Annotated in this window: 23 protein-coding genes; 12 read left to right on the top strand and 11 right to left on the bottom strand. The window is 72.4% G+C overall.

The window, feature by feature from the left end; all coding sequences use genetic code 11:
* Window positions 1–2: 2 nt before the first annotated feature.
* Entirely contained in the window at window positions 3–1,475 is a 1,473-nt protein-coding gene (locus tag ACFWXC_RS22355; protein WP_384481172.1) for a LamG domain-containing protein, read from the bottom strand.
* A gap of 141 nt (window positions 1,476–1,616) precedes the next feature.
* The gene (locus ACFWXC_RS22360) at window positions 1,617–2,291 is read right to left on the bottom strand and encodes a GntR family transcriptional regulator (RefSeq protein ID WP_384481174.1); all 675 of its coding nucleotides are present in this window, start codon (window positions 2,289–2,291) and stop codon (window positions 1,617–1,619) included.
* A gap of 175 nt (window positions 2,292–2,466) precedes the next feature.
* Here ACFWXC_RS22360 and ACFWXC_RS22365 point away from each other — a divergent pair, with 175 nt between their 5' ends.
* Together ACFWXC_RS22365 and ACFWXC_RS22370 are read left to right on the top strand one after the other, a co-directional pair.
* Complete coding sequence (locus ACFWXC_RS22365; RefSeq protein ID WP_384481176.1) at window positions 2,467–3,924, top strand: NCS1 family nucleobase:cation symporter-1; 1,458 nt, start codon at window positions 2,467–2,469, stop codon at window positions 3,922–3,924.
* Between the two features lie 5 nt (window positions 3,925–3,929).
* Window positions 3,930–4,652 (top strand): aspartate/glutamate racemase family protein, encoded by a 723-nt coding sequence (locus ACFWXC_RS22370; protein ID WP_384481178.1) that lies wholly within the window; start codon window positions 3,930–3,932, stop codon window positions 4,650–4,652.
* Window positions 4,653–4,682: 30 nt separating this feature from the next.
* Here the strand turns inward: ACFWXC_RS22370 and ACFWXC_RS22375 are convergent, their stop codons facing one another.
* Window positions 4,683–5,141: a GNAT family N-acetyltransferase gene (locus tag ACFWXC_RS22375; protein WP_384481180.1), complete on the bottom strand. Its 459-nt coding sequence runs from the start codon at window positions 5,139–5,141 to the stop codon at window positions 4,683–4,685.
* Window positions 5,138–5,551: a RidA family protein gene (locus ACFWXC_RS22380; RefSeq protein WP_384481182.1), complete on the bottom strand. Its 414-nt coding sequence runs from the start codon at window positions 5,549–5,551 to the stop codon at window positions 5,138–5,140. The genes ACFWXC_RS22375 and ACFWXC_RS22380 overlap by 4 nt, the downstream gene beginning before the upstream one ends.
* Before the next feature lie 227 nt (window positions 5,552–5,778).
* Here ACFWXC_RS22380 and ACFWXC_RS22385 point away from each other — a divergent pair, with 227 nt between their 5' ends.
* The 4 genes from ACFWXC_RS22385 to ACFWXC_RS22400 all read left to right on the top strand — a co-directional run bounded on the left by ACFWXC_RS22385 (window position 5,779) and on the right by ACFWXC_RS22400 (window position 9,838).
* A complete protein-coding gene (locus tag ACFWXC_RS22385) occupies window positions 5,779–6,162 on the top strand; it encodes a hypothetical protein (RefSeq protein WP_384481184.1) in 384 nt (127 codons plus the stop codon).
* Between the two features lie 3 nt (window positions 6,163–6,165).
* A complete protein-coding gene (locus ACFWXC_RS22390) occupies window positions 6,166–6,555 on the top strand; it encodes a hypothetical protein (RefSeq protein ID WP_384481186.1) in 390 nt (129 codons plus the stop codon).
* A gap of 151 nt (window positions 6,556–6,706) precedes the next feature.
* The gene (locus tag ACFWXC_RS22395) at window positions 6,707–7,438 is read left to right on the top strand and encodes a hypothetical protein (protein ID WP_384481188.1); all 732 of its coding nucleotides are present in this window, start codon (window positions 6,707–6,709) and stop codon (window positions 7,436–7,438) included.
* A 543-nt stretch (window positions 7,439–7,981) separates the two neighbouring features.
* Window positions 7,982–9,838 (top strand): FUSC family protein, encoded by a 1,857-nt coding sequence (locus ACFWXC_RS22400; RefSeq protein ID WP_384481190.1) that lies wholly within the window; start codon window positions 7,982–7,984, stop codon window positions 9,836–9,838.
* Between the two features lie 24 nt (window positions 9,839–9,862).
* Here ACFWXC_RS22400 and ACFWXC_RS22405 read toward each other — a convergent pair whose 3' ends face one another.
* Window positions 9,863–10,819, bottom strand: coding sequence for an endonuclease/exonuclease/phosphatase family protein (locus ACFWXC_RS22405; RefSeq protein WP_384481192.1), 957 nt, complete (start codon window positions 10,817–10,819; stop codon window positions 9,863–9,865).
* Window positions 10,820–10,941: 122 nt separating this feature from the next.
* Here ACFWXC_RS22405 and ACFWXC_RS22410 point away from each other — a divergent pair, with 122 nt between their 5' ends.
* The 3 genes from ACFWXC_RS22410 (at window position 10,942) to ACFWXC_RS22420 (ending at window position 13,420) form a co-directional block, all read left to right on the top strand.
* The gene (locus ACFWXC_RS22410; protein WP_384481194.1) at window positions 10,942–12,348 is read left to right on the top strand and encodes an amidohydrolase; all 1,407 of its coding nucleotides are present in this window, start codon (window positions 10,942–10,944) and stop codon (window positions 12,346–12,348) included.
* A gap of 93 nt (window positions 12,349–12,441) precedes the next feature.
* Window positions 12,442–13,086 (top strand): DUF899 domain-containing protein, encoded by a 645-nt coding sequence (locus ACFWXC_RS22415; protein WP_384481196.1) that lies wholly within the window; start codon window positions 12,442–12,444, stop codon window positions 13,084–13,086.
* A gap of 154 nt (window positions 13,087–13,240) precedes the next feature.
* Window positions 13,241–13,420, top strand: coding sequence for a hypothetical protein (locus tag ACFWXC_RS22420; RefSeq protein WP_351732789.1), 180 nt, complete (start codon window positions 13,241–13,243; stop codon window positions 13,418–13,420).
* 40 nt (window positions 13,421–13,460) lie between these two features.
* Here ACFWXC_RS22420 and ACFWXC_RS22425 read toward each other — a convergent pair whose 3' ends face one another.
* The 3 genes from ACFWXC_RS22425 to ACFWXC_RS22435 form a co-directional block, all read right to left on the bottom strand.
* Window positions 13,461–15,323 (bottom strand): ABC transporter ATP-binding protein, encoded by a 1,863-nt coding sequence (locus ACFWXC_RS22425; RefSeq protein ID WP_384481253.1) that lies wholly within the window; start codon window positions 15,321–15,323, stop codon window positions 13,461–13,463.
* 523 nt (window positions 15,324–15,846) lie between these two features.
* Window positions 15,847–16,281 (bottom strand): hypothetical protein, encoded by a 435-nt coding sequence (locus ACFWXC_RS22430; protein WP_384481198.1) that lies wholly within the window; start codon window positions 16,279–16,281, stop codon window positions 15,847–15,849.
* Window positions 16,278–16,853 (bottom strand): ATP-binding protein, encoded by a 576-nt coding sequence (locus ACFWXC_RS22435; protein ID WP_384481255.1) that lies wholly within the window; start codon window positions 16,851–16,853, stop codon window positions 16,278–16,280. Before ACFWXC_RS22435 ends, ACFWXC_RS22430 begins: the two co-directional genes overlap by 4 nt.
* 500 nt (window positions 16,854–17,353) lie before the next feature.
* On the opposite strand from ACFWXC_RS22435, the gene ACFWXC_RS22440 reads away from it, so the two are divergent.
* The 3 genes from ACFWXC_RS22440 (at window position 17,354) to ACFWXC_RS22450 (ending at window position 19,356) form a co-directional block, all read left to right on the top strand.
* A complete protein-coding gene (locus ACFWXC_RS22440) occupies window positions 17,354–18,214 on the top strand; it encodes a helix-turn-helix transcriptional regulator (protein WP_384481200.1) in 861 nt (286 codons plus the stop codon).
* Complete coding sequence (locus ACFWXC_RS22445) at window positions 18,215–18,490, top strand: DUF397 domain-containing protein (RefSeq protein WP_089100964.1); 276 nt, start codon at window positions 18,215–18,217, stop codon at window positions 18,488–18,490.
* Window positions 18,491–18,573: 83 nt separating this feature from the next.
* Complete coding sequence (locus ACFWXC_RS22450) at window positions 18,574–19,356, top strand: SAM-dependent methyltransferase (RefSeq protein ID WP_384481202.1); 783 nt, start codon at window positions 18,574–18,576, stop codon at window positions 19,354–19,356.
* Between the two features lie 18 nt (window positions 19,357–19,374).
* Here the strand turns inward: ACFWXC_RS22450 and ACFWXC_RS22455 are convergent, their stop codons facing one another.
* From ACFWXC_RS22455 to ACFWXC_RS22465, 3 genes are all read right to left on the bottom strand, one after another.
* On the bottom strand, window positions 19,375–20,064 hold the full coding sequence (locus ACFWXC_RS22455) for a dual specificity protein phosphatase family protein (RefSeq protein ID WP_384481204.1): 690 nt from the start codon (window positions 20,062–20,064) through the stop codon (window positions 19,375–19,377).
* A 172-nt stretch (window positions 20,065–20,236) separates the two neighbouring features.
* Window positions 20,237–21,208, bottom strand: coding sequence for a hypothetical protein (locus ACFWXC_RS22460; protein WP_384481206.1), 972 nt, complete (start codon window positions 21,206–21,208; stop codon window positions 20,237–20,239).
* Complete coding sequence (locus ACFWXC_RS22465) at window positions 21,208–23,361, bottom strand: PEP/pyruvate-binding domain-containing protein (RefSeq protein ID WP_384481207.1); 2,154 nt, start codon at window positions 23,359–23,361, stop codon at window positions 21,208–21,210. Before ACFWXC_RS22465 ends, ACFWXC_RS22460 begins: the two co-directional genes overlap by 1 nt.
* Window positions 23,362–23,498: the final 137 nt, after the last annotated feature.

A 23,498-nucleotide genomic window follows, 5' to 3' on the forward strand; every position in this document is an offset into this window, starting at 1 on the left:
GCTCAGACGATGCGGGCCGCCGCCACCGGGCGATCGGTGACCGGGTGGGTGCCGGTGGACGCGGAGGAGTTGACGCTCCAGCGGTAGCGGGAGAACGCGCCGGTGGTGTTGGAGGCGTAGAACATCATGTGGCCGATGCCGACGCCCTGGAGGTTCTCGCCGTCCACGGTGCCGACCATGCGGGTGTCGGGGTACTGCGGGTAGTTGCTCAGGCCGTACACCCCGTGCGGGTCGGAGGTGCAGTCGATGATCTCGACGGCGTACTGGGTCTCGGCCGGGAAGTCGGCGACCCCGCTGAAGACCCCCTTGACCTCGCGGACCATCACGATGTGCCCGGTGTTCTCGGCGTCCTGCCCGTTGTAGTCGATCGCGATCAGGTCGCCGGGCCGTAGGTCGGCGACCTTGCGGACCGGACGGAGGCGCGGGCCGCCGGTGTTCTTCAGGAAGGCCGAGCAGTAGTCGGCGGCCTCCGGGCCCTTCTCCTGGAAGTACTGGAGGAAGTAGGCGTCGGTCGCCCAGCCGTAGGTGTGCCGGAGCAGTGCCGTGACGAAGGACGCGCAGCGGGCCCGGGCCACCCAGCTCGCGAGGTCGTCGGGGCGACCCCAGGTGACGGTCGCCGTCGAATCCATCAGGTAGACGTTGTTGGCGCGTGCCGTAGCGCCGCTGATCAGGGCGATCTCGGCGGCGCTCAGGGCGCGGCCGTAGGCGCGGACGTCGTCGACCGCGCCCTTGAAACGGTTGACGTAGCCGCCGTCCCAGCGGGCCCGGCCGATGCCGAAGCCCTGGGTCGCGGCCCAGGACAGGGTCGTGTCGGCGCTGCCTTCCAGCACGCCGTTCACGTACAGCTGGACGCGTGTGCCGTCCCAGACACCCGTGAGATGGGTCCAGACGCCGGTCTTGGTGACGGGCGTGGAGCCGAGCGCGGAGACCTTGGCGCTCTGGTCCTCGCTGCGCACCTTGAAGGCCCAGGTCCCGGCGGTGTCGTCGTACTGGAGCAGGAAGCGGCTGGCGCTGCCGCCGTCCTGGCTCACGGCCGTGTACAGGTTCGTCAGCACGGCGTCGTCGGCCAGCCGGACCCAGGCCGCGACCGTGAACGGGGCCGTGGTGTCCAGGACGGAGCCGGTGGTCGCGTAAGCGCCGGAGGTGCCGTCGAAGCTCAGCTCACCTCCCGCCCGCAGACTGGTCCAGCTCGCCCCGGAGCCCGGCGTGACGGGATGCTCCAGGCCGGAGCGGTCGGTGCCGGAGCCGTCCAGCGGCCAGTGCCCGGCCAGTCCCGTCGGCAGGTATCCGGCCGCCAGCATGCGCTGGTACTGCACCAGCTGCTCGGCCTCGGCCAGATGCGGTGCGGCGACCGGGGTGAACGGTGTGTCCAGCGGCGTGTCGGCCGCGGCGGTCCCGGTGCCCGCCGCCATGCCGGCCGCCGCGCCCATCCCCATGAGTGCGGCTCCGCTCAGCAGCCCCCGTCTGCTCACCATGGTCATGCCCTCCCCGTGTGGTCCGACCCGTGCGGTCCGACCCGTGTGGTCCGATCGGATCCGTTCCGATCTTCACTGATGAGGAGAACTCTAGGAGATCCCTGTGCGAACTGGTGTTCCTGTGGACAACCCGGTGCGAGGTCAGAGCCGCCGCTCGGTCTCCTCGCCGAAGAGGTGCCGTACCGTCGACCGGTAGTTGGCCCGGACGTGGCCGAGGGCGCGGGCGCGGGCCCGGTCCGGGTCACCGGAGGCGATCGCGTCGTAGAGCTCCCGGTGTTCGGTGAGCAGCTGCGGCCACTCCTCGTTCCGCCGGGTGAGCCAGCGCAGCCGGCCGTCGACCGGTTCCATCACCGAGATGAGCAGGCTGTTGCCGGCCAGGGCCAGGATCCGGTCGTGGAAGCGGGTGTTGATGTCGGTGATCGTCTCGGCGTCCCCGGCCAGCGTCGCCGCGGCGGCCCGCTCGAGCAGGTCCCGCAGCTCGGCGAGTGCCTGCGGGGTCGCCCGCGCGGCCGCCAGCCCGGCCGCGTACACCTCCAGCGCCTCGCGCAGCTCGAAGAGTTCCTTGACGTCGGTCGGGGTCAGCCGGCGTACGACGGTCCGGCGGGCCGACTCGAAGTGGACGAAGCCCTCGGCGACCAGGGCCCGGATCGCCTCCCGGACGGGCACCCGGGACACCCCGAACCGCTCGGCCAGCTCACGTTCGACCAGCCGGTCGCCCGGGCCCAGGCGCCCCGCGATGATGTCCTGCCGCAGGGTGGCGAGGACGCGCTCGCGCACCGCGCCCAGGGGTTCGATCTTCGTTGTGGGGGATCCCATGGGGCCATCTTCGCCGACCTGAGGGGGCTTTTACGGAGCCGTAACGGGACGGACATCGGTCGGAACGCTTGACGGGAGGACCATGACCGCAGTTTGGTATACCAAACGCGCGCAGCATTCGGCATCCGCCCTCCGCCCTCCCCGTCCCCGTAGCCCCGCAGTCCCTGGAGGCCCCGTGTCCCTGGCCGACCGCGCCGAAGCCACCGGCGCACCCGCGTTCGTCCCCGACCCCCGGCTCACCAACGAAGACCTCGCCCCCGCCGAGCAGCGGAACTGGAAGGTCTTCGACCTCTTCGCCATGTGGATGTCCGACGTCCACAACCTCGGCAACTACACCTTCGCCGCCGGACTGCTGGTCCTCGGCATGAACGTCTGGCAGGTCTTCACCTCCCTCCTCGTCGGCTTCGTGCTCATCTACATCGGCATGAACTGGATGGGGCGGATCGGCCAGCGCCACGGCGTGCCGTTCCCGGTGGTCAGCCGGATCAGCTTCGGCGTCTGGGGCGCCAACATCCCGGCGCTCATCCGGGCCGTGATCGCCATCATGTGGTACGGCATCCAGACCTATCTGGCGTCCGTCGCCGTCAACGTGATGCTGCTGGCGGCCTGGCCGGGCCTGGAGTCCTGGACGCACCACTCCTTCCTGGGCCTGGACGCCCTCGGCTGGGTCTCCTTCGTCTCCCTCTGGCTGATCCAGGCGGCGATCATCAGCCGGGGCATGGAGACGATCCGCAAGTTCCAGGACTTCTGCGGACCCGCGATCTGGCTGGTCATGATCGCGCTCGCCGTCTGGATCCTGGCCAAGGCCCACTGGACGATCTCGCTCACCTCCACCCCGCACCCGGTCTCCATCGGCGAGCAGTGGCGGCAGTGGTTCGGCGCGATCGGCCTGATCCTCGCCACCTACGGCACGCTGATGCTCAACTTCTGCGACTTCTCGCGCTTCGCGCCGGACTACCGCACCGTCCGCCGCGGCAACTTCTGGGGCCTGCCCGTCAACTCCACGGCCTTCGTGGTCGTCTCGGTGATCGTCACGGCCGGCTCGCTGGAGGTCTTCGGCGAGGCCATCACCGACCCGGCCGAACTGGTCGCCAAGGTCGGCAACACCTGGGTCCTGGTCGTGGCCGCCCTGACCTTCGCCGTCGCCACCATGGGCGTCAACATCGTCGCCAACTTCGTCTCACCGGCATACGACCTGGCCAACGTCTGGCCGCAGAAGATCAGCTTCAGGGTCGGCGGCATGATCAGCACCGTGGCCGCGCTGGTCGTCACCCCCTGGAACCTCTTCTCCAATCCCACCGTCGTCAACTACTTCCTCGGCGGCCTCGGTGCCTTCCTGGGCCCGCTGTTCGGCGTGATCATGGTCGACTACTACTGGGTCAAGCGCGGCAGGGTGGACGTCCAGAAGCTGTTCGACGCGACGCCGGGGGCGCCGTACCACTACCGCAAGGGCGTCAACCCCAAGGCCCTGTGGGCGTTCCTGCCGTCGGCGGCGGTCGCGGCGGTGCTCGCGCTGGTGAAGACGTTCAGCGATGTGGCGCCGTACTCCTGGTTCATCGGCACGGCGCTGGCCGCCGGGTTCTACGCGGCGCTCTGCCGCACCGACCGAGCCGTCGTACCCCGGGAGGCCTGACGACCGTGCGGATCGTCGTCACCAACTGCAACACCACGCAGGAGATGACCGAGGAGATCGTGCGAGGTGCCCGGGCCGCCGCAGGCCCGGGCACCACCGTGACCGGCCTGACCCCGAGCTGGGGCCCCGAGTCGGCGGAGGGCTGGCTCGACAGCTACCTGTCGGCGGTGGCGGTCCTGGACGCGCTGCGGTCGTACGACGGCCCGCCGTACGACGCGGTGGTCATGGCCGGCTTCGGCGAGCACGGGCGGGAGGGTGTACGGGAGTTGGTGGACGTACCGGTCGTGGACATCACCGAGGCCGCCGCCCACCTGGCGTGCCTGCTGGGCCGCCGCTACGGCGTCGTCACCACCCTGGACCGGTCGCGCGGGCAGATCGAGGACAGCCTGGAGACCGCCGGGGTGGCCCGCAACTGCGCGGCCGTGACGGGCACCGGACTGGGCGTCCTCGACCTCGCAGGCGACCCCGGGCGCACGGAGGCCGCGTTCCTCGCGGCGGCCGAACGGGCCCGGGACGCCGGCGCCGAGGTCCTGGTCCTCGGCTGCGCCGGAATGACGGGACTGCAGCGCGCGGTGGGGGAGAAGCTCGGGCTTCCGGTGGTCGACGGGGTCGGCGCGGCGGTGAAGCTGGCGGAGTCGCTGGTGGCGCTGGGGCTCACGACCAGCCGGGCGGGGAGCTATGCGAAGCCGTTGCCGAAGAGGCGGGTGTGGGGGGCCGGGTCCGCCTAGCGACGCTCGCGGCGGGTCGGGCGGGTGGCTTCAGGGTTGCCAGACGTACCGCACGTCCGGCTCCCGCTCCTCGTTCCCGCTGCCGTCCGTGTGCTCGACGGCGAGGAAGCCGTGCCGCTCGTAGAAACGGTGGGCGGGTTTGTTGACCTGGAACGTCCAGAGCGTGAGCCCCTGCGGGGAGCGCTCCTTGGCCAGCGAGACGAACCGGTCACCGAGGCCCCGCCCCCGCCAGTCGGGGGCCAGGTACAACTGGGACAGCAGATCCCCCGCGAGCACCATCACGCCCACGACGTGACCGCCCACCTCCGCGAGCCAGGTCTCCCGCTCCGGCACCACGACATCCCGGAAGTACGCGCGCACCTCGTCGTCGGAGTGCGCCCGGACGACGGTGGGCAGGGCGGCGGAGTACGACCGCAGCCAGACGTCGGCGACGGCGACGGCGTCCGGTCCGACCGCCCGGCGCAGCACGGCCTCGTCACCCGCGCTCACGGACGCGCCTCCGCGGGCACGACGGCGGTGGCCGTGATCTCCACCAGCTGACCGGTGTACCCGAGGCAGGCCACGCCGATCAGCGTCGACGAATGCGGCCCGGCGCTGAGCCCGGAAGCCTCCACGACCTCCCAGACGGCGGACAGCACGGCCGGGTCGCTGCTCACGACGTACACGTCGGTGGCCAGGACATGCGCCAGGTCGCTGCCCACGGAGCGCAGTTGCTCGCCGAGGTTCGCGACGACCTGCTCGGCCTGCCGCACGGGGTCGCCCGGACCGGCCAGCTGTCCGTCGCCGTCGAGCGGCACCGACCCGGCGAGGAACGCCAGTCTCGTACCGGCCTCGACGACGGAGACGTGCGAGTAGCCGGGCGGCGGAAAGAGGGCGGGGGTGGTGACGCGGCGGATCACGGCGGCTCCTCGGGCAGACGACGGACAGCGTCCCGATCATCCGGACACAGGGCCGTGACCGCACCCCAATATCCGTCATGGCGTGAGCGTCCGTCGATATCCGTTCGACAGGACGGACCCCGGCCGCCAGTCTTGGGTCCGTGTACACGACATGCCGGGGGACACCGCGGGGCGGCGGACAGCCGGCGGGTCGCACCGGAACCGTCGGCGACCGCTCGGAGGCTGTCATGTCACGCACCGTCCACCACGTCCCGAGCCGGCACCGCACCGGCCCGGCGTACTGGTCGCGGGGTCTGCCGGGTCCTTGTACCTCCCATGTCCTCGCCGGACTCCGGTACCCGGACACGGAAGTGTCCCGCCGACGCGGTGCCGGCCGCCGTCCCGTGCCGACCCTCGTCGTCCGGGCCTTTGCCGCGTACACCTACCCGCGCGCCTTGAACGCCCGGCCCGCGGGGCCGTACGAGTCGACGGCCAGGGCCGCACTGCGGACCTTTCGCACCGTGGCCCGCAAGCGTCTGCGCGCGGCCTCGCCCGATGTCCTGCTCCGCGTGGCCGAAGAGCTGGACCATCCGCCGACCCGGCACCGGCACCGGGACCTCTGGGAGTTCTGAACGATGTCCGACGCGGCCGAGGCCGAGCAGACCGCACGCCGGGTGGTGGAGCACCTCGGTGCCGTGCCCACGGAGGACCTTCTCCGGTACACAGGCGCCGACTGGCCCGAGTCGTACATACCGGTCGACGAAATCCTGGTCGCCGCGCTGTGCCCCGGTACTACCCCTGTTCCGCCGCTGCACCTCGTGACCGTCGTCGAATCCCGTTACGGCGGAGCCTACGAGCCCGGTGAATGGCTGGCCTTCCCGTGTCCGCCGGACGAACTGCCGGACGGGTGGGACGACGAGGATGTCCCCTGCATGCGGTTCTGGGAGGCGAACCCCGACGCGGCGGGCGGCGGAAGCACGCCTGCGGAGGCGTTCGCGGCGTTGATGGCCCTGCTTCTCCCCTGACATTCCCGTCCGCCCGCACACAAAGACCCACCACGCGCTGTCGACGACCTACTCGCGGGATTGCGGTCGGAATCCAACCGCCTTTCCCCTGTCTTTCTCCGCTCGAAAATTCGTTGGAAATGGCCGAGTTGCCGCTGCTACCGTCCTTCACGTGGCGAAACTCAATCAGATCATCGCGGTCGAGAAGGGCATCAAGTCCAAGGCTCATCAGGACCTGACGGCAGCTCATCACGGGTTGCAGAAACCCGCGTTGCTGGCCGGTATCTCGCGGACGTATCAGCCGAAGGACGAGGAGGGCGAGCAACTGCCGCCCGAGTCCACGCGGGTTCAGGTGAAGGCCGAGGACGTGCTGCGGGAGACCTCGGCCACGCTGACGCGGCTCTTCGACGTGACCGCCACCAAGGACTGGGCCAACTGCGCGGCCAGGGCCGACGTGAAGGTGGACGGGCGGGTGCTCGTCGCCGCCGTACCCGTGGCCTATCTGCTGTTCCTGGAGAAGCAGCTCGTCGATCTCAACACGTTCGTGCGGAAGCTGCCCGTGCTCGACGCCTCCGAGTCGTGGGTGCAGGATCCCTCCACCGACGCCTGGAAGACCGAGCCGGTGCGGACTCTGCGGACCAAGAAGGTGCCTCGCAACCACGTGAAGGCCGAGGCGACCGAGAAGCATCCGGCGCAGGTCGAGGTGTACTACGAGGACATTCCGGTGGGGTATTGGACCACCGTGAAGTTCTCGGGCGCCCTGCCCGCCCGGCGTATCAACGAACTCCTCGACCGGGTCGAGAAGTTGCAGCAGGCCGTCAAATTCGCCCGCGAGGAGGCGAACGGCGCCGACGTCGTCGACCAGCGGGTCGGGGACGCCGTGTTCGGATATCTCTTCGGGTGAGCGAAGAGGGCTGACACAGAAGACTCCCCGGTCCATTGCGGCCGGGGTGCGCGAGGAGCGCAAAGCTGAAGCTGAGGCTTGTCGTGACGAGCGGCCGTACCCCACAGAACACGGGGCGGGCCGCGTTGAATCTCAGACTCTCGCTCCAGACTCAGCATTCGCCGCCGATCGCCGGATCGAACGGGCCCGGGCCCCAGCACGTCGAAATGCAGGTTCAAGTCCTGCCCGCGCAGCTCGATGCGTGGTGGTCCAAAGGAAGGACGCGGCGACCTCACGACTGACCCGGGTTCTCAAGCGTGCCGGCGTGTGATGATGGGCGGCACTCCAGGGCCCGGGGGCAGGCTACGCCCCCGGGCCCGTGCACGTTCGTCGTGAAATTGCGTTCATAAAGAACACGGCTCTTCGCCCCACTTGTCACACCTCGGAAATGCGAACGCACCGTTCCGTACGGGAACACGATCTACGGTGGAGAGAACCAGACCGGAAGCCACGGCCGCCGTCGCCCGAAGGCATACCCCCGCCCTCGTCCGCCGTAGGAGCCCCGTGTCCCGTCGTGTCGCCCTGCCGCCCTGGCTCGCCCACGCCCTGCGCGCCCAGCGCGGCCCCGTGCCCTGGAGCGCCGTGACGAGAGGGGCGCTGGCCGCCGGGCCGCTGCTGCTCACCGCGGTCCTGCTCCACCACACCTCTCTCGGTGTCGTCGCCGCCATCGCCGCGATGCTCGCCGGGATCAACGACCGGCCGGGCAGCCGGCGGGCCGCCGTGCGGCGACTCGGGGCGCCCGCGACGGCAGGAGCCGTGGGGCTGCTTGTCGGGACCTACGGCGGCGAGCACCTCACCGCCGTACCCCTGACCCTGCTGCTCACCGGGCTCGGACTCGTCGCCGGTGGCATGAGCGCCGTCGGGCCCGTCGCCTCCGGGGCCGGGACGCAGTTACTGGTCGCCGCCGCCATCGGCGCCGGGATGCCGCTCGCCGAGGAGGGCTGGCAGCGGGCCCTCGCCTTCCTCGCCGGAGCCGGCTGGCTGCTGGTGCTGCGGCTCGCCCTGCCCACCCCCGGCGCCCTCGCCGGCGACTACCGCTTCGACGGGGAACGGGACGCCGTCGCCGCCGTGTACGACGCCGTCGCCGACCTGCTCGACGCCGTGGGCGGAGAGGCCGCGCTCGGGCGGCGCAAGGCGCTGAGCACCGCCCTCGACCATGCCCAGGACGCGCTCACCGGGCCCCGGTTGCGGCGGCACGCCAGTTCCGCCGCCGAACGCCGGCTGCACGCGCAGTACGCCGCCGCGCTGCCCCTCGCCGAGGCCGCCACCGCCCTCGCCTGGGCGGAGGAGCCGATATCCGCGCGGGCGGCCGAAGGGCCCCGGCGGCTCGCCGTCGCGGTCCGGGAGAACGACGGCACCGGGCCGCTGCCCGCGCCGTCCCGCTCGGCGCCCGCCCTGCGCGCCCTGGACGACGCCCTGCTGCGTGCCGCCGAGGCCTTCGACCGGGCCGAGGGCGCGCAGCACCGGCCGCCCGCCCGGCGCCGCAGCCCGAAGGAGGTGCTGCGGGCCGCGCTCGGCAGCGGCGGCCGGGAGTACGGGCTGCGGGTCGCCCTCTGCTTCGGGGCCAGCGCGGCCATCGCCCAGGCCCTGCACCAGGCCCGCTGGTACGGCGAGCACCAGCACTGGTACTGGCTGCCCGCCACCGCCGTCTTCCTCGTCAAACCCGACCTCGGACCGCTGGTCTCCCGGGTGCTGTGCCGGGCCGCCGGGACCGTGCTCGGCGCCCTGCTCTTCGCGGGCTTCGCCGCGGTACTGCCCCGGCCCGAGGGGCTCGTCGCGCTGGTCGCCGTCTGCGGAGCGGTCATCCCGGTGTCCACCCGGCACTTCGCCGCCCAGACCGCCGCCGTCACCGTCCTCGTGCTCGCCCTGGTCATGGTCGGCGGCGAACCGCAGGCCTCCGCCGGCCGCATCGGCGAGACCCTGCTGGCCTGCGCGATCGTGCTGATCGTGGGGCATCTGCCGATGGCCGGGAAGCGGGGCGGCGGGGTACGGGCCCGGCTCGCGGCGGCCGGGCGGGCCGCGCACGCCTACCTCGACCACGTACTGAGCGAGTCCGACGACCGCGGCGAACGCTGGGCCCTGCGCCGCGAGGCCTACCGCACCCTCGCCGAGGCCCGCACCACGATCGCCCTCGCCGCCGCCGAACTCCCCGCCCTCGCCCGGCACACCGAGGGCACGGACGCGGTGGCCGCCGTACTCGAACGGCTCGTGGACACGACCACCGCATGTGCCGTGCACCTCGACGAGACAGGGCGCCTCACCGCCCGGCACACCCGGCAACTCGAAGACCTGGCCACCGAGTTGGAGCGCGGCGGGCAACGGCTCGGGCTCGCGGTGCCGCGGATGCCCGTCGCGGTGTAGGGAACGTCGGCCGCGCCCTACGCCTCAGTCCTCGAACCGCGCCCACACCGGTGCGTGGTCCGACCCCGGTGCCCCGCGGCGCTCCGCCGGGTCCTCGCCCACCGACGGCAGGGACGGTGGTGCGGCGGTGCCCGGGAGGCCCGTGCCCGCCTCCGTCAGACGGTGGACCAAGTGGTGGCTGAGGAGGATGTGGTCGATGAGCTCGCGGCGGCCGGAGTTGACGCGGGAGTAGCGCTGCTCGGCCGGGATCCGCGGGGCCGTGTCCCACAGCCGTACGGCGTCGCCCTTGTCGGCGTGGTCGTAGCCGGTGGTGCCGATCTCGGAGCCGGGCGGGCCGAGGAGGATCTGGGTGGTGGCCGCCTGCACCTCGTCGTTGAGGTCGCCGAGCACCGCCACGTCCCTGGACCTGCCCTGCCCGGCCAGGAGTTCGTCCGCCAGCGCCCGCAGGGCCGTCGCCTCGGCGGCGCGCCGGAAGAGGGCGTACGCCCCGTAGCGCGCCCGCTCGCCCTCGTCGTGCGGGTAGAAGCGGTCGCCGGGGTAGGTGAGCAGCTTGGACTTGAGGTGGGCCACCGCCGCCGTCAGCGGACCGGCCGCGGTCCGGACCGTCACGGCCAGGAAGCCGCGCCCGGCCCCGGTGGCGGTTCCGCCCGAGTCGTCGGTCTGCACCGGGTCCAGCCGGGCCGGGAGCGCCGCCGTGTCGGACACCACCGTCAGCTCGGTGCGGGCCAGGAAGCCGACCCGGATACCCCGGCCGTCGGGGTGCGCGGAGAGGGCGACGCGCCAGTTCACGCCCAGCAGTCCGGCCAGATCCTCCAGGGCGCCGGGGTCTCCGACCTCCTGGACGCCGAGCAGGGCCGGGTCGAGTGCGCCGATCACGGAGGCGAGGGCGGCGAGCTTCGCCTCGTACGCGGACTTGTCCTTGGGGCCGTAGGGGCTGCCGGGTCGGTAGAGGTTCTCGAGGTTCCAGGTGCCGAGGAGCATGCCCGGCTCCTTCCAGGAGGTGGTGCGGCCAGCGTGCTCGGCCGGGCCGGTAGGCGACAGAGCCAGGACAGGATGCGCGGTTCGGCTCACGCGGGCCGACGACCCTGCCCTACGTTGGGGCGATGAGCTCCGCTCCCGCCGATCGCGGCTTCACCCCCGCCGGTCGTGGTTCCGGTCCTGCCGGTCGTGGTTTTGCTCCGGCCGACCTCGTCATCACCGGCTGTACCGCGCTCACGCACGACGAGCAGGAACGGAACGTCTTCCTGGAGGACGCCTCGATCGTCGTACGGGACGGAGTCGTCGAATCCGTGGGAGCGGGCGCCGGCACGGCCGCCGTGGAGCGGATCGACGCGCGCGGACAGGTCGCCATGCCGGGGTTCGTCAACTGCCACACCCACGCCCCGATGGTCGCGCTGCGCGGACTCGCCGAGGACCTGCCGACCGAGGCGTGGTTCAACGACGTCGTCTGGCCCGTCGAGTCCAACCTCACCGAGAGGGACGTCGCGTGGGGGGCGCGGCTCGCCTGTGCCGAGATGATCCGGGGCGGGGTCACCTGCTTCGCCGACCACTACTTCCACATGGACGCGGTCGCCGCGGTCGTCGCCGAGTGCGGGCTGCGGGCTCATCTGGGAGAGGCGTACTTCTCCTCGCAAGGGCCCGAAGGGCGGGAGCGGTCGGCGGAGTTCGCGCTGCGGCACCGGGGCGGCGCGGACGGCCGTATCACCACCGCCCTCGCCCCGCACGCCCCCTACACCGTCACCGACGCGGATCTCGCCGCCACCGCCGAACTCGCCCGCGCGCACGGCCTGCCCGTGCACCTGCACGCCGCCGAGAACCGCGACCAGACCGACACCAGCCTCGCCCGCCACGGCGCCACCCCCATCGAGATCCTGGACCGCGCCGGGCTCCTCGACACCGAACTGCTCATCGCCCACGGCACCGGCATCCTCGACCGCGACCTGCCCCTGCTGGAGCGCACCGGCGGCCGCACCGCGGTGGCGACCGCGCCCCGCGGCTACCTCAAGTTCGGCTGGCCCACCACCACCCCGGTACGGGCCCTGCGCGCCGCCGGCGTCCCGGTCGGCCTCGCAACCGACGGCGCCGCCTCCAACAACTCCCTCGACGTATGGGAGTCGATGGCGCTCACCTCGCTGATCCAGAAGTCCAGCGAGGGCGATCCGCGCTGGCTGACCTCCCGGCAGGCCCTGCACCACGCCACGCTGCAGAGCGCGCGGGCCGTCGGGCTCGGCACCCGCATCGGCCGTCTCGCCCCCGGCCACCGCGCCGACATCATCCTCGTCGACCTCACCGGGCCGCACACCCAGCCCGTCCACGACCTCGCCGCCACACTCGTGCACAGCGCCCGCGCGGCCGACGTCCGCACGACGATCGTCGACGGCCGTGTCCTGATGCGCGACCGCGAGCTGCTCACCCTCGATGTGCCCGCGATCGTGCGGGAGTTGGAGGAGCGACTCCCCGCCCTCGTCGACCGCCGTCAGGGCCGGCGCATCCAGGAGTACGACACCTGACGGTGACCCCGGAAAAAAAACTTCGGCCGCACCGATGAGTTCGCCCTCCGTCCGCGGTCACCACCCGGAACCGACCGTCGTACAGGAGGGCCCATGTCGCTTCCGGAGATCGTCTCGCGTGAGCGGTGGCGTGCCGCGCGTGAGGAGTTACTGCTCAAGGAAGAGGCGCTCACGCGCGCGCGGGACGTGCTCAACGCCGAGCGGCGCCGCCTCCCGATTGTCGAGGTGGACCCCGAGTACGTGTTCGAGGGCGGCGACGGCAAGGTCACCCTGCTCGACCTCTTCGAGGAGCGGGCCCAGCTGATCGTCTACCACTTCATGTTCGCCCCGGAGTGGGAGGCCGGCTGTCCCAACTGCTCCGCGTTCCTGGACCAGATCGGCCACCTCGCCCATCTGCGGGCGCGTGGCACCTCGTTCGCGGTGGTGTCCCGGGCGCCGTTCACCAGGATCCTGCCCTTCAAGGCGCGGATGGGCTGGACCCTGCCCTGGTACTCCTCCCACCACAGCGACTTCAACCGCGACTTCGGGGCGACCCTCATGGTCGACGACGAAGCGGTCGAACGGCCCGGGATCAGTTGCTTCCTACGGGAACACGACCGGGTCTTCCACACCTACTCCGCCCACGACCGCGGCCTCGACGGGCTCGGCTCGACCAGTTCCCTGCTCGATCTGACGGCGCTCGGCCGGATGCCCGCGGGCAGCGACCGGGTGCGTTACCACGACGAGTACGAGGACTGACACAAGCGGTCACGAAGGTGGCCGAAAGTCAACGGACTCTCACCCTCCGCGCCGGTGGCGTGTCGGCTATGTCTCAGTACCGTCACCGGGCGAGCCATTCGTGTTCTCCAGAGCGTTAACTCCTACAAGTACGACGCACTTCTGGAGGTGCAGGATGGTGAACGGGCGAACGGTGCTCGAGCGCTTTCCCGCAGGCGGACCGCGAGGATCATGGCCGGCGGAGGAGTTCGCGCATGCGCGGCGACTCGAAGGCATGCCCGCAGAGGTCGTGATGGACCTGGCGACGGACACGTTCCTGGTCATCGTGCGCGGCGGCGACGGAGCCCTGGGCTAGTCGAGGGCCGGGCCAGGGGTGATCGAGGACTGGTCGAGGGCTAGCTCACCTTCCGGGCGGGTACCTTGGCCGTGAACTGGTCCGCCTGGAGTGCGTACAGCTCCGCGTAGACCCCGCCGCTGGCCAGGAGTTCGTCGGGGGTCCCGGACTCCACGACCCGGCCCTGGTCGAGGACGTGCACCAGATCGGCGTGGCGGACCGACGCCAGCCGGTGCGTGATCAGTACGACGGTCTGCCCGCTGCCCGCCAGCGCGCGGATCTTCTCGAAGACCTCCAGCTCGGCCCGGGCGTCCAGGGCGGCCGTCGGCTCGTCCACGATCAGGATGCGCCCGCGCCGGTAGGCGGCCCGGGCGATGCCGAGGCGCTGCCACTGACCGCCGGACAGCTCGTGCCCGCCGCTGAAGTTGCGGGCCAGCAGGGTGTCCAGGCCGCGCGGCAGATCCTCGACCACCTCCTCCGCGCCCGCCTCCGAGACCGACCTGCTCAGCCGCTCCTCGGTGAGCGGTGCCGACGAGCGGCCGACGGCCACGTTGACCTTGGCGGTGAAGGGCCAGCGCTTGAAGTCCTGGGCCACCATCGCGATGCGCTCGGCGAGCCGGTGCCGGTCGGCCCGCGCCGCGTCGACCCCGTCCCACAGGATGCGGCCCCGGTCCGGCTGGTACAGCCCGGCCAGCAGCTTGACCAGGGTGGTCTTGCCGGAACCGTTCTCGCCGACCAGGGCGACGATCCGGCCCAGCGGGAGCGTGAGGGTGACGTCGTCCAGGGCGGGTCGGGTGGCATCACCCGGATAGGTGAACGTGACGTCCTCGAAGCGGATCTCCCGCGGATCCTCCGGGAGCGGGTCCCCGCCGATCGGGATCGCCCGTTCGGCCGCCTCGACGTACAGCCGCTCCAGGTCGCCCACGAACAGCGCCTCCTCGTGCAGCGTGTTGATCTCCAGCACCAGCGTGTTGAGGCTCGCCGAGCCGGTGCGGATCGCGATCACCGCCGTACCGGCCACCGACAGGGCCATCGCCCCGCTGAGCAGCAGCCCTCCCAGCGTCGCGTACGTGGCGACGGTCGCGAGGCCGGTCCAGGCCGCCGCGATCAGGCCGGTACGCGCGGCGAGCCGGGCCAGCCGGGCCTGCTCCGCCTCCGCCGTCTCCGACATCGCCCGGAAGTGGCGCAGCAGGAAGGGGCCGACCCCGTGCACCCGGATCTCCGGCGCCGCCTCCGGCTCGGTGAGCAGGGAGCTGATCAGATGACCGGCGCGGGCGTGCTGCACCCAGGTGTGGAACGACTCGTAGCGGCGCCGGGCGTTGGTCAGGGCGCCCCACGCGCTCGGGATCGTCATCGTGATCAGCAGCGGCAGCAGGGCCGGGTGCAGCACGGTCAGCACACCGGCCGCCGCGATCAGCGAGATCATCGCGTTCACCACGCGTGTGCCGTACATGATCATGCGGCGGGCGGAGGAGGCGCCGTACTGCGCGGTGTCCAGCAGCTTGTGGAAGGCGTGGTCCTCGATCGCGGCGAGCTCGACGGCCGCCGCGCGCTCCAGGTACATCTCGGTCGCCACCCGCTCGACCTTGGGTTCCAGGCGGCCGGTCGCGTAGGTGGACGCGGCGCGCAGCAGGGCCGCCAGGAACAGCACGGCGGCCATGATCATCAGGGCGGAGGCGGCGCCGCGCAGCCGTTCCTCGATGGTGCCGGTGCCGATCAGCCGGCCCAGCACGCTGTTCACGGCCAGCAGGCTCACGGCCTGGGTCACACCGATGGTCACCTGCGCGGCCAGCACCACGCGCGCGGCGCCGGCGTCCGCCTGGCGGGCCAGCCGCAGGCTGGACATGAGCATGCCGGGCAGACGGGTCAGCATCGCGCGGAGGTCCAGCTCCAGGAAGGCGTCCCGGTGCTGGTTCCATCCCATGTCGTAGCGGAGCGGCCCCCCGAACAGCAGCCGCTCCGACTCCGACACCTCGGATGCCGCCGTGTCCCGACTCTTCGTCACCGAGTTCCTCCCCAGGGCCGTCGACGAACGGCCACTATCGCGGCCACGGCGCCCGCCGGGCAGGGCGTGCGACAGGGCTCACGGGGCGCGGGGGAGTGCGCCGGGGGTGCGGGCGAGGACGGGGTGGACCGGGGAGGTGACGGGGTGGACCGGGAGGTACTGAGCGGCCGAGCCGGCCCTTGCTCCGAATGGCCCAACTGACCCTCGGTTCGAACGCATGAGCTGGTGCTCGCTCCGAGCAGCTGAGCCGGTCCTCGCTCCGAGCGGCCGTGCCGACTCTCGGTAGGAACGGCCGAGTTGGTCCTCGCTTCGGACCGCCGAGCCGCCCCTTGCTCCGAACGGCTGAATCGGCCTTCGCTCCGAACGGCCGAGACGCTCGTCCGTCGGTCGGCCTCACGGCTCGGTCGGCCTCACGCCTCTGTCGGCCGAAGCCGCGCCGCGGTCACGCGCTGAGCGGGCGGGACCACTCCGGTGTCGTCCCCGTCACCCGGCACAGGGCGAGGTAGAGCGGTATCGGCGGGGTGTACGGCACCGTGCCCTCGGGGCGGTGGATCAGCCGGGCGGCGCCGGGCAGCGGGGCACCCTGGCTGTAGTGGGCCGGGGCGGGCCAGCTGAGGGCGTAGTCGGAGTCCGACGGGACGATCCACCACCAGTGCGTACCGTCGGCGTACACACAGCCCACCCGCGGCAGCCGGGGTACCACCAGCGGCCCGAGACGCGCCGGTACGGCCACGGCGTCGCAGCCCAGCGGTGTCGTCATGCCCTCGGGCACCGAGAGCCGGCGGACACCGTCCTCGGCCGCCGGCCGCTGGCCGCGCTGCAGCCGGACCAGGGTGTCGAGGCCCAGTGACCGGCCGGAACCGGGGACGCCGTTCACGCCTGCCTCCGCCCGGGCACCGGGCGCAGCGCCGCCTCCGACTGCCCCTCTTCCCCGGAACCGGGCGAGGGACGGTGGACCGGGCTGTGCGCGGGCCCGTGCGACGGGTCGCGCGAGGGTCCGCGGGACGAGCCACGCGACGGACCCGGGTCGGGGCGGGCGCCCCACCCCAGGTCGTTGCGGGGTTCGGCGGTGTCCTGGGCGGCATCGGTCTGGCGCGGCAGCTCCGCCCAGACCAGCAGCCCAGGACCATGCTCCTGAGCCCCCCACGCCTGGCAGAGCGCCTCGACGAGGAGCAACCCCCTCCCGTGCTCCTCGTCCGGACGCTGCGGGGACGGGTGGGGCTCATCGGGTGCACAGCCCTCGTCGTGCACGGCTATCCGCACCGTGTCGTCGTGGTCGTGCAACTCGCACACCACGCGACTGCTCGCGGTGTGCACGATCGCGTTGGTGACCAGCTCGGATATGACGAGTACGGCGGTGTCACAGGTGTCCGCGCAGACCGACCAGCCGGTCAGCCGGTCACGCACCAGGCGTCTCGCCTGGGCGGGGGAACCCGGATGAGCGGCCAACTCGAACCGGAACCGGCGCTCGGCGCCGCCCCTACCAGGGGCGACAACCGCGGCGGCACCGAGACCGAGACGGTCGCCGGCGGCGTCTGTTCCTAAGGGCGCGGACGGAATCACGCTTGCCACTATCGCCCCGCCGTGAACACTTGGCAAGAGTCACTCTGAAAAATGCAGAGTGCTGTGTGACGCGGTGAGGGGCCGTGGCACACTGCTCGCAACAGCATGTCGAGCGGCGCCAGTTGGGATCAGTGAGGATCCGGCGGACCGATCCGGCCAATGCGATCGATGCGACTGAACCGGGAGTTTCCGGTTGTTCTGGTCAATTCGGTCACCCTGTCGGCCTGGTCGTTCCGTCGGACCTTCGAATGAGTCTTCGAATGGCGCCGCTGGGCTGTCAGCATGCCGCTGACACCTGCAGCCGGGTGACACCTGTATGTGGCGGCGGTTGTGCCGCCGGCGAGCACAAGTGGTGGTCCGGTCAGGGAACTTCGTGGAGGTGGAGCGTGAGCGAGCCGCGGTCCGCGCCGACCGTGGGCCAGGTGGTCCTCGGCCGGCGCCTCCTTGACCTGCGTGAACGTGCCGGACTCAAGCGCGAGGAGGCCGCCCGTGTGCTCCGCGTGGCGCCCGCCACCGTCCGCCGTATGGAGATGGCCGAGGTCGCCCTCAAGATCCCGTACCTCCAACTGCTCCTGAAGGCCTACGGGGTGACCGACGACGAGGCCGACGTCTTCGTCCGGCTCGCCGAGGAGGCCAACCAGCCCGGCTGGTGGCAGCGGTTCCACGACATCCTGCCGGGCTGGTTCTCCATGTACGTCAGCCTGGAGGGCGCGGCGAGCCTGATCCGCTCCTACGAGCCGCACTTCGTGCCCGGGCTGCTGCAGACCGAGGACTACGCGCGCGGGGTGCTGAAGTCGGGAGCCGTCGGCCAGACCCAGCCGGAGGAGATCGAGCGCCATGTCGCCCTGCGCAGGCAACGCCAGGATCTGCTCACCCGTGCGGACGCCCCCCGCTTCTGGGCCGTGATGGACGAGACCGCCCTGCGCCGCCCGGTCGGGGGCCCGGAGGTGATGCGCGCGCAGATCGACCGGCTGCTAGAGGTCACGAAGCTGCCCAATGTGACGCTCCAGGTCGCCCCGTTCGAGAACGGGCCGCACCCGGGGACGTACGGGCCCTTCGTGCTGTTCCGATTCGCCATGCCCGAACTGCCGGACATGGTCTACAGCGAGTACCTGACCGGCGCCGTCTACCTGGACGCGCGTACCGAGGTGGCGACCCACCTCGAGGTCATGGACCGCATGGCGGCGCAGGCCGCTACGGCACAACGCACGAAGGAGATCCTCCGGGATCTCCGCAAGGAGCTGTGAATGGATCGCATCAAACCCCAGTCCGGGCCACGGAACCGTACCGAGCGGATCTACAACGGCATGCCCGCCCGGGAACTGGGCAGCGAGGGCTGGCACAAGCCGTGGAGCGGCGGCAACGGCGGCAACTGCCTGGAGGCGATGAAGCTGGCCGACGGCCGGATCGCCGTCCGCCAGTCGACCGACCCCGACGGGCCGGCGCTGATCTACACCACCGACGAGATGACAGCCTTCATCGAGGGCGCCAAGGCGGGGGAGGCCGACTTCCTGCTCTCCTGAAGCTGCTTCTTTTTTCTTGTTCAACTTCTTTGTAATGGTGCTGAATTGATCATCGACCGAGTCGGACGCTTACGGAGCGCTTCGTGATCGACACCAGCAAGCCGCATCCCGCGCGGATGTACGACTGGTATCTGGGCGGGAAGGACAACTACCCGGTCGACGAGGAGATGGGCAGGCAGATGCTGGCCCTCGACCCTCGGGTGCCGGTGATGGCCAGGGTCAACCGCGCTTTCATGCACCGCTCCACCCGGTGGCTGGCGGAGCAGGGCGTACGGCAGTTCCTGGACATCGGCACGGGCATCCCGACCGAGCCCAACCTGCACCAGATCGCCCAGGCCGTCGCGCCCGAGACCCGGGTCGTCTACTGCGACAACGACCCGATCGTGCTGGCCCACGCGGCTGCCCTGCTGCGCGGCGCGCCCGAGGGCGCGACGGAGTACCTCCAGGCCGATGTGCGCGAGCCGGCGGCGATCGTCGCTGGCGCACGCCAGATCCTGGACCTCGACCGCCCGGTCGCGCTGTCGCTCGTCGCCCTGCTCCACTTCGTCCCCGACGAGGACGGGGCGCACGAGCTGGTCGGCCGGCTGCTCGCCGAACTGCCGTCCGGCAGCTACCTGACGATGACCCACGCCACCGCCGACTTCACCCCGGAGGAGTCGGCGGCGGCCACCGCGAAACTCAAGGTCGCCGGAGTCACCCTGGCGCTGCGCTCCCAGGAGGAGTTCGGCCGCTTCTTCGACGGCCTGGACCTGGTCGACCCCGGCGTCTCGGTGGTCCACCACTGGCATCCGGAACTGGGCGAGCCGGTGCCGGGACAGGACGACGGGGTGATTCCGGGGTACGGGGCGGTGGGGCGGAAGCCGTAACGGCTTCTTCGGCCCAGGTCAGAGCCACGACCACAGGCGCCGGGGCGCGTCCACCAGCCGGCTGACGGCCACCACCGGGAACGGCGGCTGCCGCATCCGGCCGGGGCCGAGGCTCAGCCCGTAGTAGATCTGCTCGATCGACGGCGGTCCGACCGCGAGATTGCGCCGGACCGCCGCCCCGGGCGACTGCTGCCCGGTCCCCACGAGATACGCGGCCGCCATCGTCCCGGTCCGCCCGACCCCGGCACCACAGTGGACGAACACCCGCCCCGGCGCGTCCGCGACGACGTCCAGGAACCGCTGGACCTGCCCGGGCCTCGGCGTCTGCCCGTCGCGGACGGGCAGACGTACGACGTCCAGGCCGGCCTCGCCCGGCCCGGCGAGCTGGGCGGCGGTCAGATCCTCCGCGCGCAGGTCCACCACCGTCGTGAACCCCAGGCCCGCCAGCGCCCGGTAGCCCGCCGGCGAGGGCGCCGAGCCACGCCACAACCGCCCCCGCGCGTCGACGGGCTGGAAGTGCCGGATGCCCTGCACGGTCCTGGTCCCGGCGGGCGGCGGGGTCTCCTGCCGCGCCCAGTACGACAGACCGAGAACGCCGAGTGCGCCGGTGCCCCACAGGGCGACGTAGCCGAGGACGACGGCGAGCACCGTCATCAGCACGCGCCGGGACAGCGCGCGACGGGGACGGAAGGGGTGAACGACAGCCATGGGCGACCCGGGGGAATCAGGGGAATCGGGGACGGGGGCGCTTCGGCATCGTAACCCTGGCCGGGGACGGGTGAGTTGCTCATGCCCGGACATTCCGGCGTTCGGGTGCTTTGGGGCTTCGGGGCTTTGGTGTTTCGGTGTTTCGGTGTCCTGGCGTGTTCTGGTGTTCGGCTCAGTCGTCGTCGGCGTCCGCGTCCCCGATGCCGACGACCGTGAGGTGCGCGCGGTCGAGGGTGGTGTCCTCCAGGCAGCCGCGCAGCCGCATACGGTCGTGCTCGGTGAGCGCGGGCCGTACGACCCCGGCGAACATGCCGCCGCCCAGGTCCCCGAGCGTCGCGTGCCGCAACGGCACGGACGTCGAGTCCCGGCACCGCTCCCACACCTGCTCGGCGGCCAGGGCGCGGCGCTCACCGGTCATCCCGGCGCCGCGGGTGTCGACCTGGACGAGCACCGAGGTCGCCTCGTCGCCGTTCGCCTGCTGCTCGCGGGTCTGCGTGAGGTCGGCGAGCCCGACCACGAGCGCGCCGAGCAGGACGGCGCCGACGACGGCGACGGCGGCCAGGCGCGCGACACGGCCCCGGGCGGGACGGGGGAGTGCGGGAAGGTCCTCCAGGTCCCGCGGGCCGTTCAGTTGCTCGGAGCCCTCCGGTCCTTTCGGGCCCCCTGGGAGGCCGTCCGCGCCGGGCCCGGGTGCGACGAGGACGGCCAGCCGTCCCGCCAGCCGCCGCTCGGCGGGCCGGGCCGTCGCGGACGCGATCCGCTGCACCAGCCAGGCGAGCCCGGACAGCAGGACGCCGGTGACCATGAGGACGGGTACGAAGACGTAGGTCCCGTCGGTGGTGTCCTCCAGCCAGCGGAAGCGGGCGGTGGCCTCCTGGTGGGGTGCCGTCTGCCGCAACCGCGCCAGCACCTCCTCCTGCCGTCCCGCCGCCTCCCGCTGCCGCAGTTCGCCGTCCCGCAGCCGCTCCTCGATCCGGGTCAGCCGCCCCAGCACCACGATGCCGAGCAGCATCACCTCGACGACGAGCAGCAGCACGCCGCACAGGATGGCCCGCTGCCACTGCCACCGGTACAGATAGACGACCGTGTACGTCCCCGCCCCCGCGGCGGCCAGCCCGCCGAACACATAGGCGATCCGCCGCATCACTCGCCTCCCCGCCGTACGTCACCACTGGTCCCGTCGACGGCGATCCGCGAGCCCGGCGGGAACCGCCCCACCGCGTCCGCCGCCCCGACCACGGCCGGCACCCCGTACTCCCGCGCCAGCACGGCGAGATGGGACAGCGGACTGCCGGTCTGCGCGACCAGCCCGGTGAGCACGGGCAGCAGCGGGGCGAGCGCGGGATCGAGGGTCCGGACGACGAGCACGGCGTCCGCCGGCCGGGGCCCGGACCCGTCCCACACCGTCCCGACCGCACGCCCGCCGGACACGCCCCGCCCCGCGCCGCTCCCGGTCCGCTCGGCGACGACCTCGCCGTCCGCCAGCCGGAAGGCGTCCGGGAGGGGCGGCGACTCGGGCTCCGGCACGCGCGCGTGCGCATCGGCGGGAAACGCGGCACCTTCGAGTACGGCGATCAGCTCCGGCCACCGCAGCATCCCGACCCGCTCCACGGCCACCCCGAGTCGCCACGCCGCCTCCCGGACGAGCCGCACCTGAAGCTCCTGAACCCACCGAACCCGCAGCCGCAGGGCCTCACGCGGCGGGAGGACGGGGGCGAGGGGCATGACAGCAGTCGGGCTCACCGGCGAGAGGCCCGCGCCGGCTCCCGCCGACGGCACGGGCCCGGCACCTCCGAGCGGCCGCTCCTGCCGGTCCGGCAACCCGGGCCGCGCCCCCTCGGCCACCGCCCCGGCCCCGCCCACCGGCCGGAGCCGTGCTCGCTCCGCCGTCTCCTCCGTACCGCCCGGCAGCCGCCCCGTCCCCCGTAGGCCCGGCGCGGTGAGTGTGAGGATCACCGGAGCCGCGGTGGCCGCCCGGACGTCGGGTACGCCCTGGGCCCGGGTCTCCGCCAGGGCCGCGAGGGCCGCGCCCGCCGCCGTGCGGCTCTTCGCCGGCCCGGGCAGCAGGGCACCCGCCAGGGCCTCCTGCGCGTGCAGCGAGACCAGGGCCGCGCGCGTCCAGCGCAGCTCGGCCACGAGGCCGGAGGCGTGCAGCCGCGCCGGTGCCGGAATCCCGGCCAGGTGCCGGTCCACGTCGGCCGCGAGATCCGTGGCCAGGCCGGGCAGCGCCGCGGACAGCCGGCCCAGCCGCCAGGCGGCCGCGAGCCGGCGCGCTCCCGGCGCCGGGTTGAGCAGGGCTAGCCACCGGTGCGCGGGCGGCGCCGCCCCCAGCAGACGCAGGTCGGCGGCGGCCCGTCCGCCGACGGTCGTCACCACCGGCACCGTCCGCAGCAGCCGGCGCGGTGCGCTGCCCCCGATGTCCAGCGCGGCGGTGAGCCCCCGGGCCATGGGCGTCACCCACAAGTCCGCCTCCAACGGCAGGAGTTGCCCGGGCAGCGTCTCCGCGACCGGTCCGGGACCGAGCAACCGCGCCCCACGCGACGGGCGTTTCGCCATCGCCGTGATCGGCCTGCTCTGGAACAGCCACAGCCGCCCGTCCCCGTCGAACCCGAACTCGATGTCCTGCGGCCCTGCGAACACCCGCCGGGCCCGCCGCGCGAGCCGCACCAGCTCACCGCGGGTGAGGACCGCACCGGCGTCCGACGGTTCGGTGCGCAGCAGCCGCCCCCGCCTGCTCAACCAGTAGCTGTTCCCCGCCAGTTCACCACTGACCAGCCGGTCCGGTCCGCCGCGCACCGCGCTCACCAGCAGACGGTCGGCGCGACCCGCCAAGGGATCCGCCCCGAACATCACCCCGCCGACCCGGGCGGTCAGCATCGGCTGCACCAGTACCGCCATGGGCGCGACGGTTCCGTCGGGCCGGCGCGCCGAGTCGCGCACCGTCCGTACCGCCGTACCGAAGTCCGCCCAGCCACGCACCTCCAGCACGGACGCGAACTGCCCCGCCAGCGACGACGACCGGGTGTCCTCCTGAGGCGAGGAGGACCGTACGACCAGCGGTCGGTCGCCCCCGCCGGAGAGCTCCAGCCAGGCCCGCCGCAGCGCGGCCGTGTCGCCGAACGCGCCGTCGGGGATCACGAACCCCGGAAGCACCGGGAGCCCGGCGCCGGCGGCACGGGCGAGGTTGGCGGCCTTGGAACCGGCATGCAGGGGAAGCGCGGCGAGTGGCCGGTCCAGCGGTACGGCGAGGGGTTCCTGCGCCCCGACCAGCCCATGACGTTCGTCGAGCGTCGTCATCGACACCCTCCAGGACCGACCGCCAACAGGGGGGACGCGCGGGGGTGGCCCTGCGCCTGACGGCGGAACGAAGGATGGGGGCGCCCACGACGACCCACTCCCGGCCGGCCGTGACACGCCTCCTACGGCCATCATCC

It is taken from the genome of Streptomyces sp. NPDC058683, from assembly GCF_042716195.1.
Classification (GTDB): domain Bacteria; phylum Actinomycetota; class Actinomycetes; order Streptomycetales; family Streptomycetaceae; genus Streptomyces.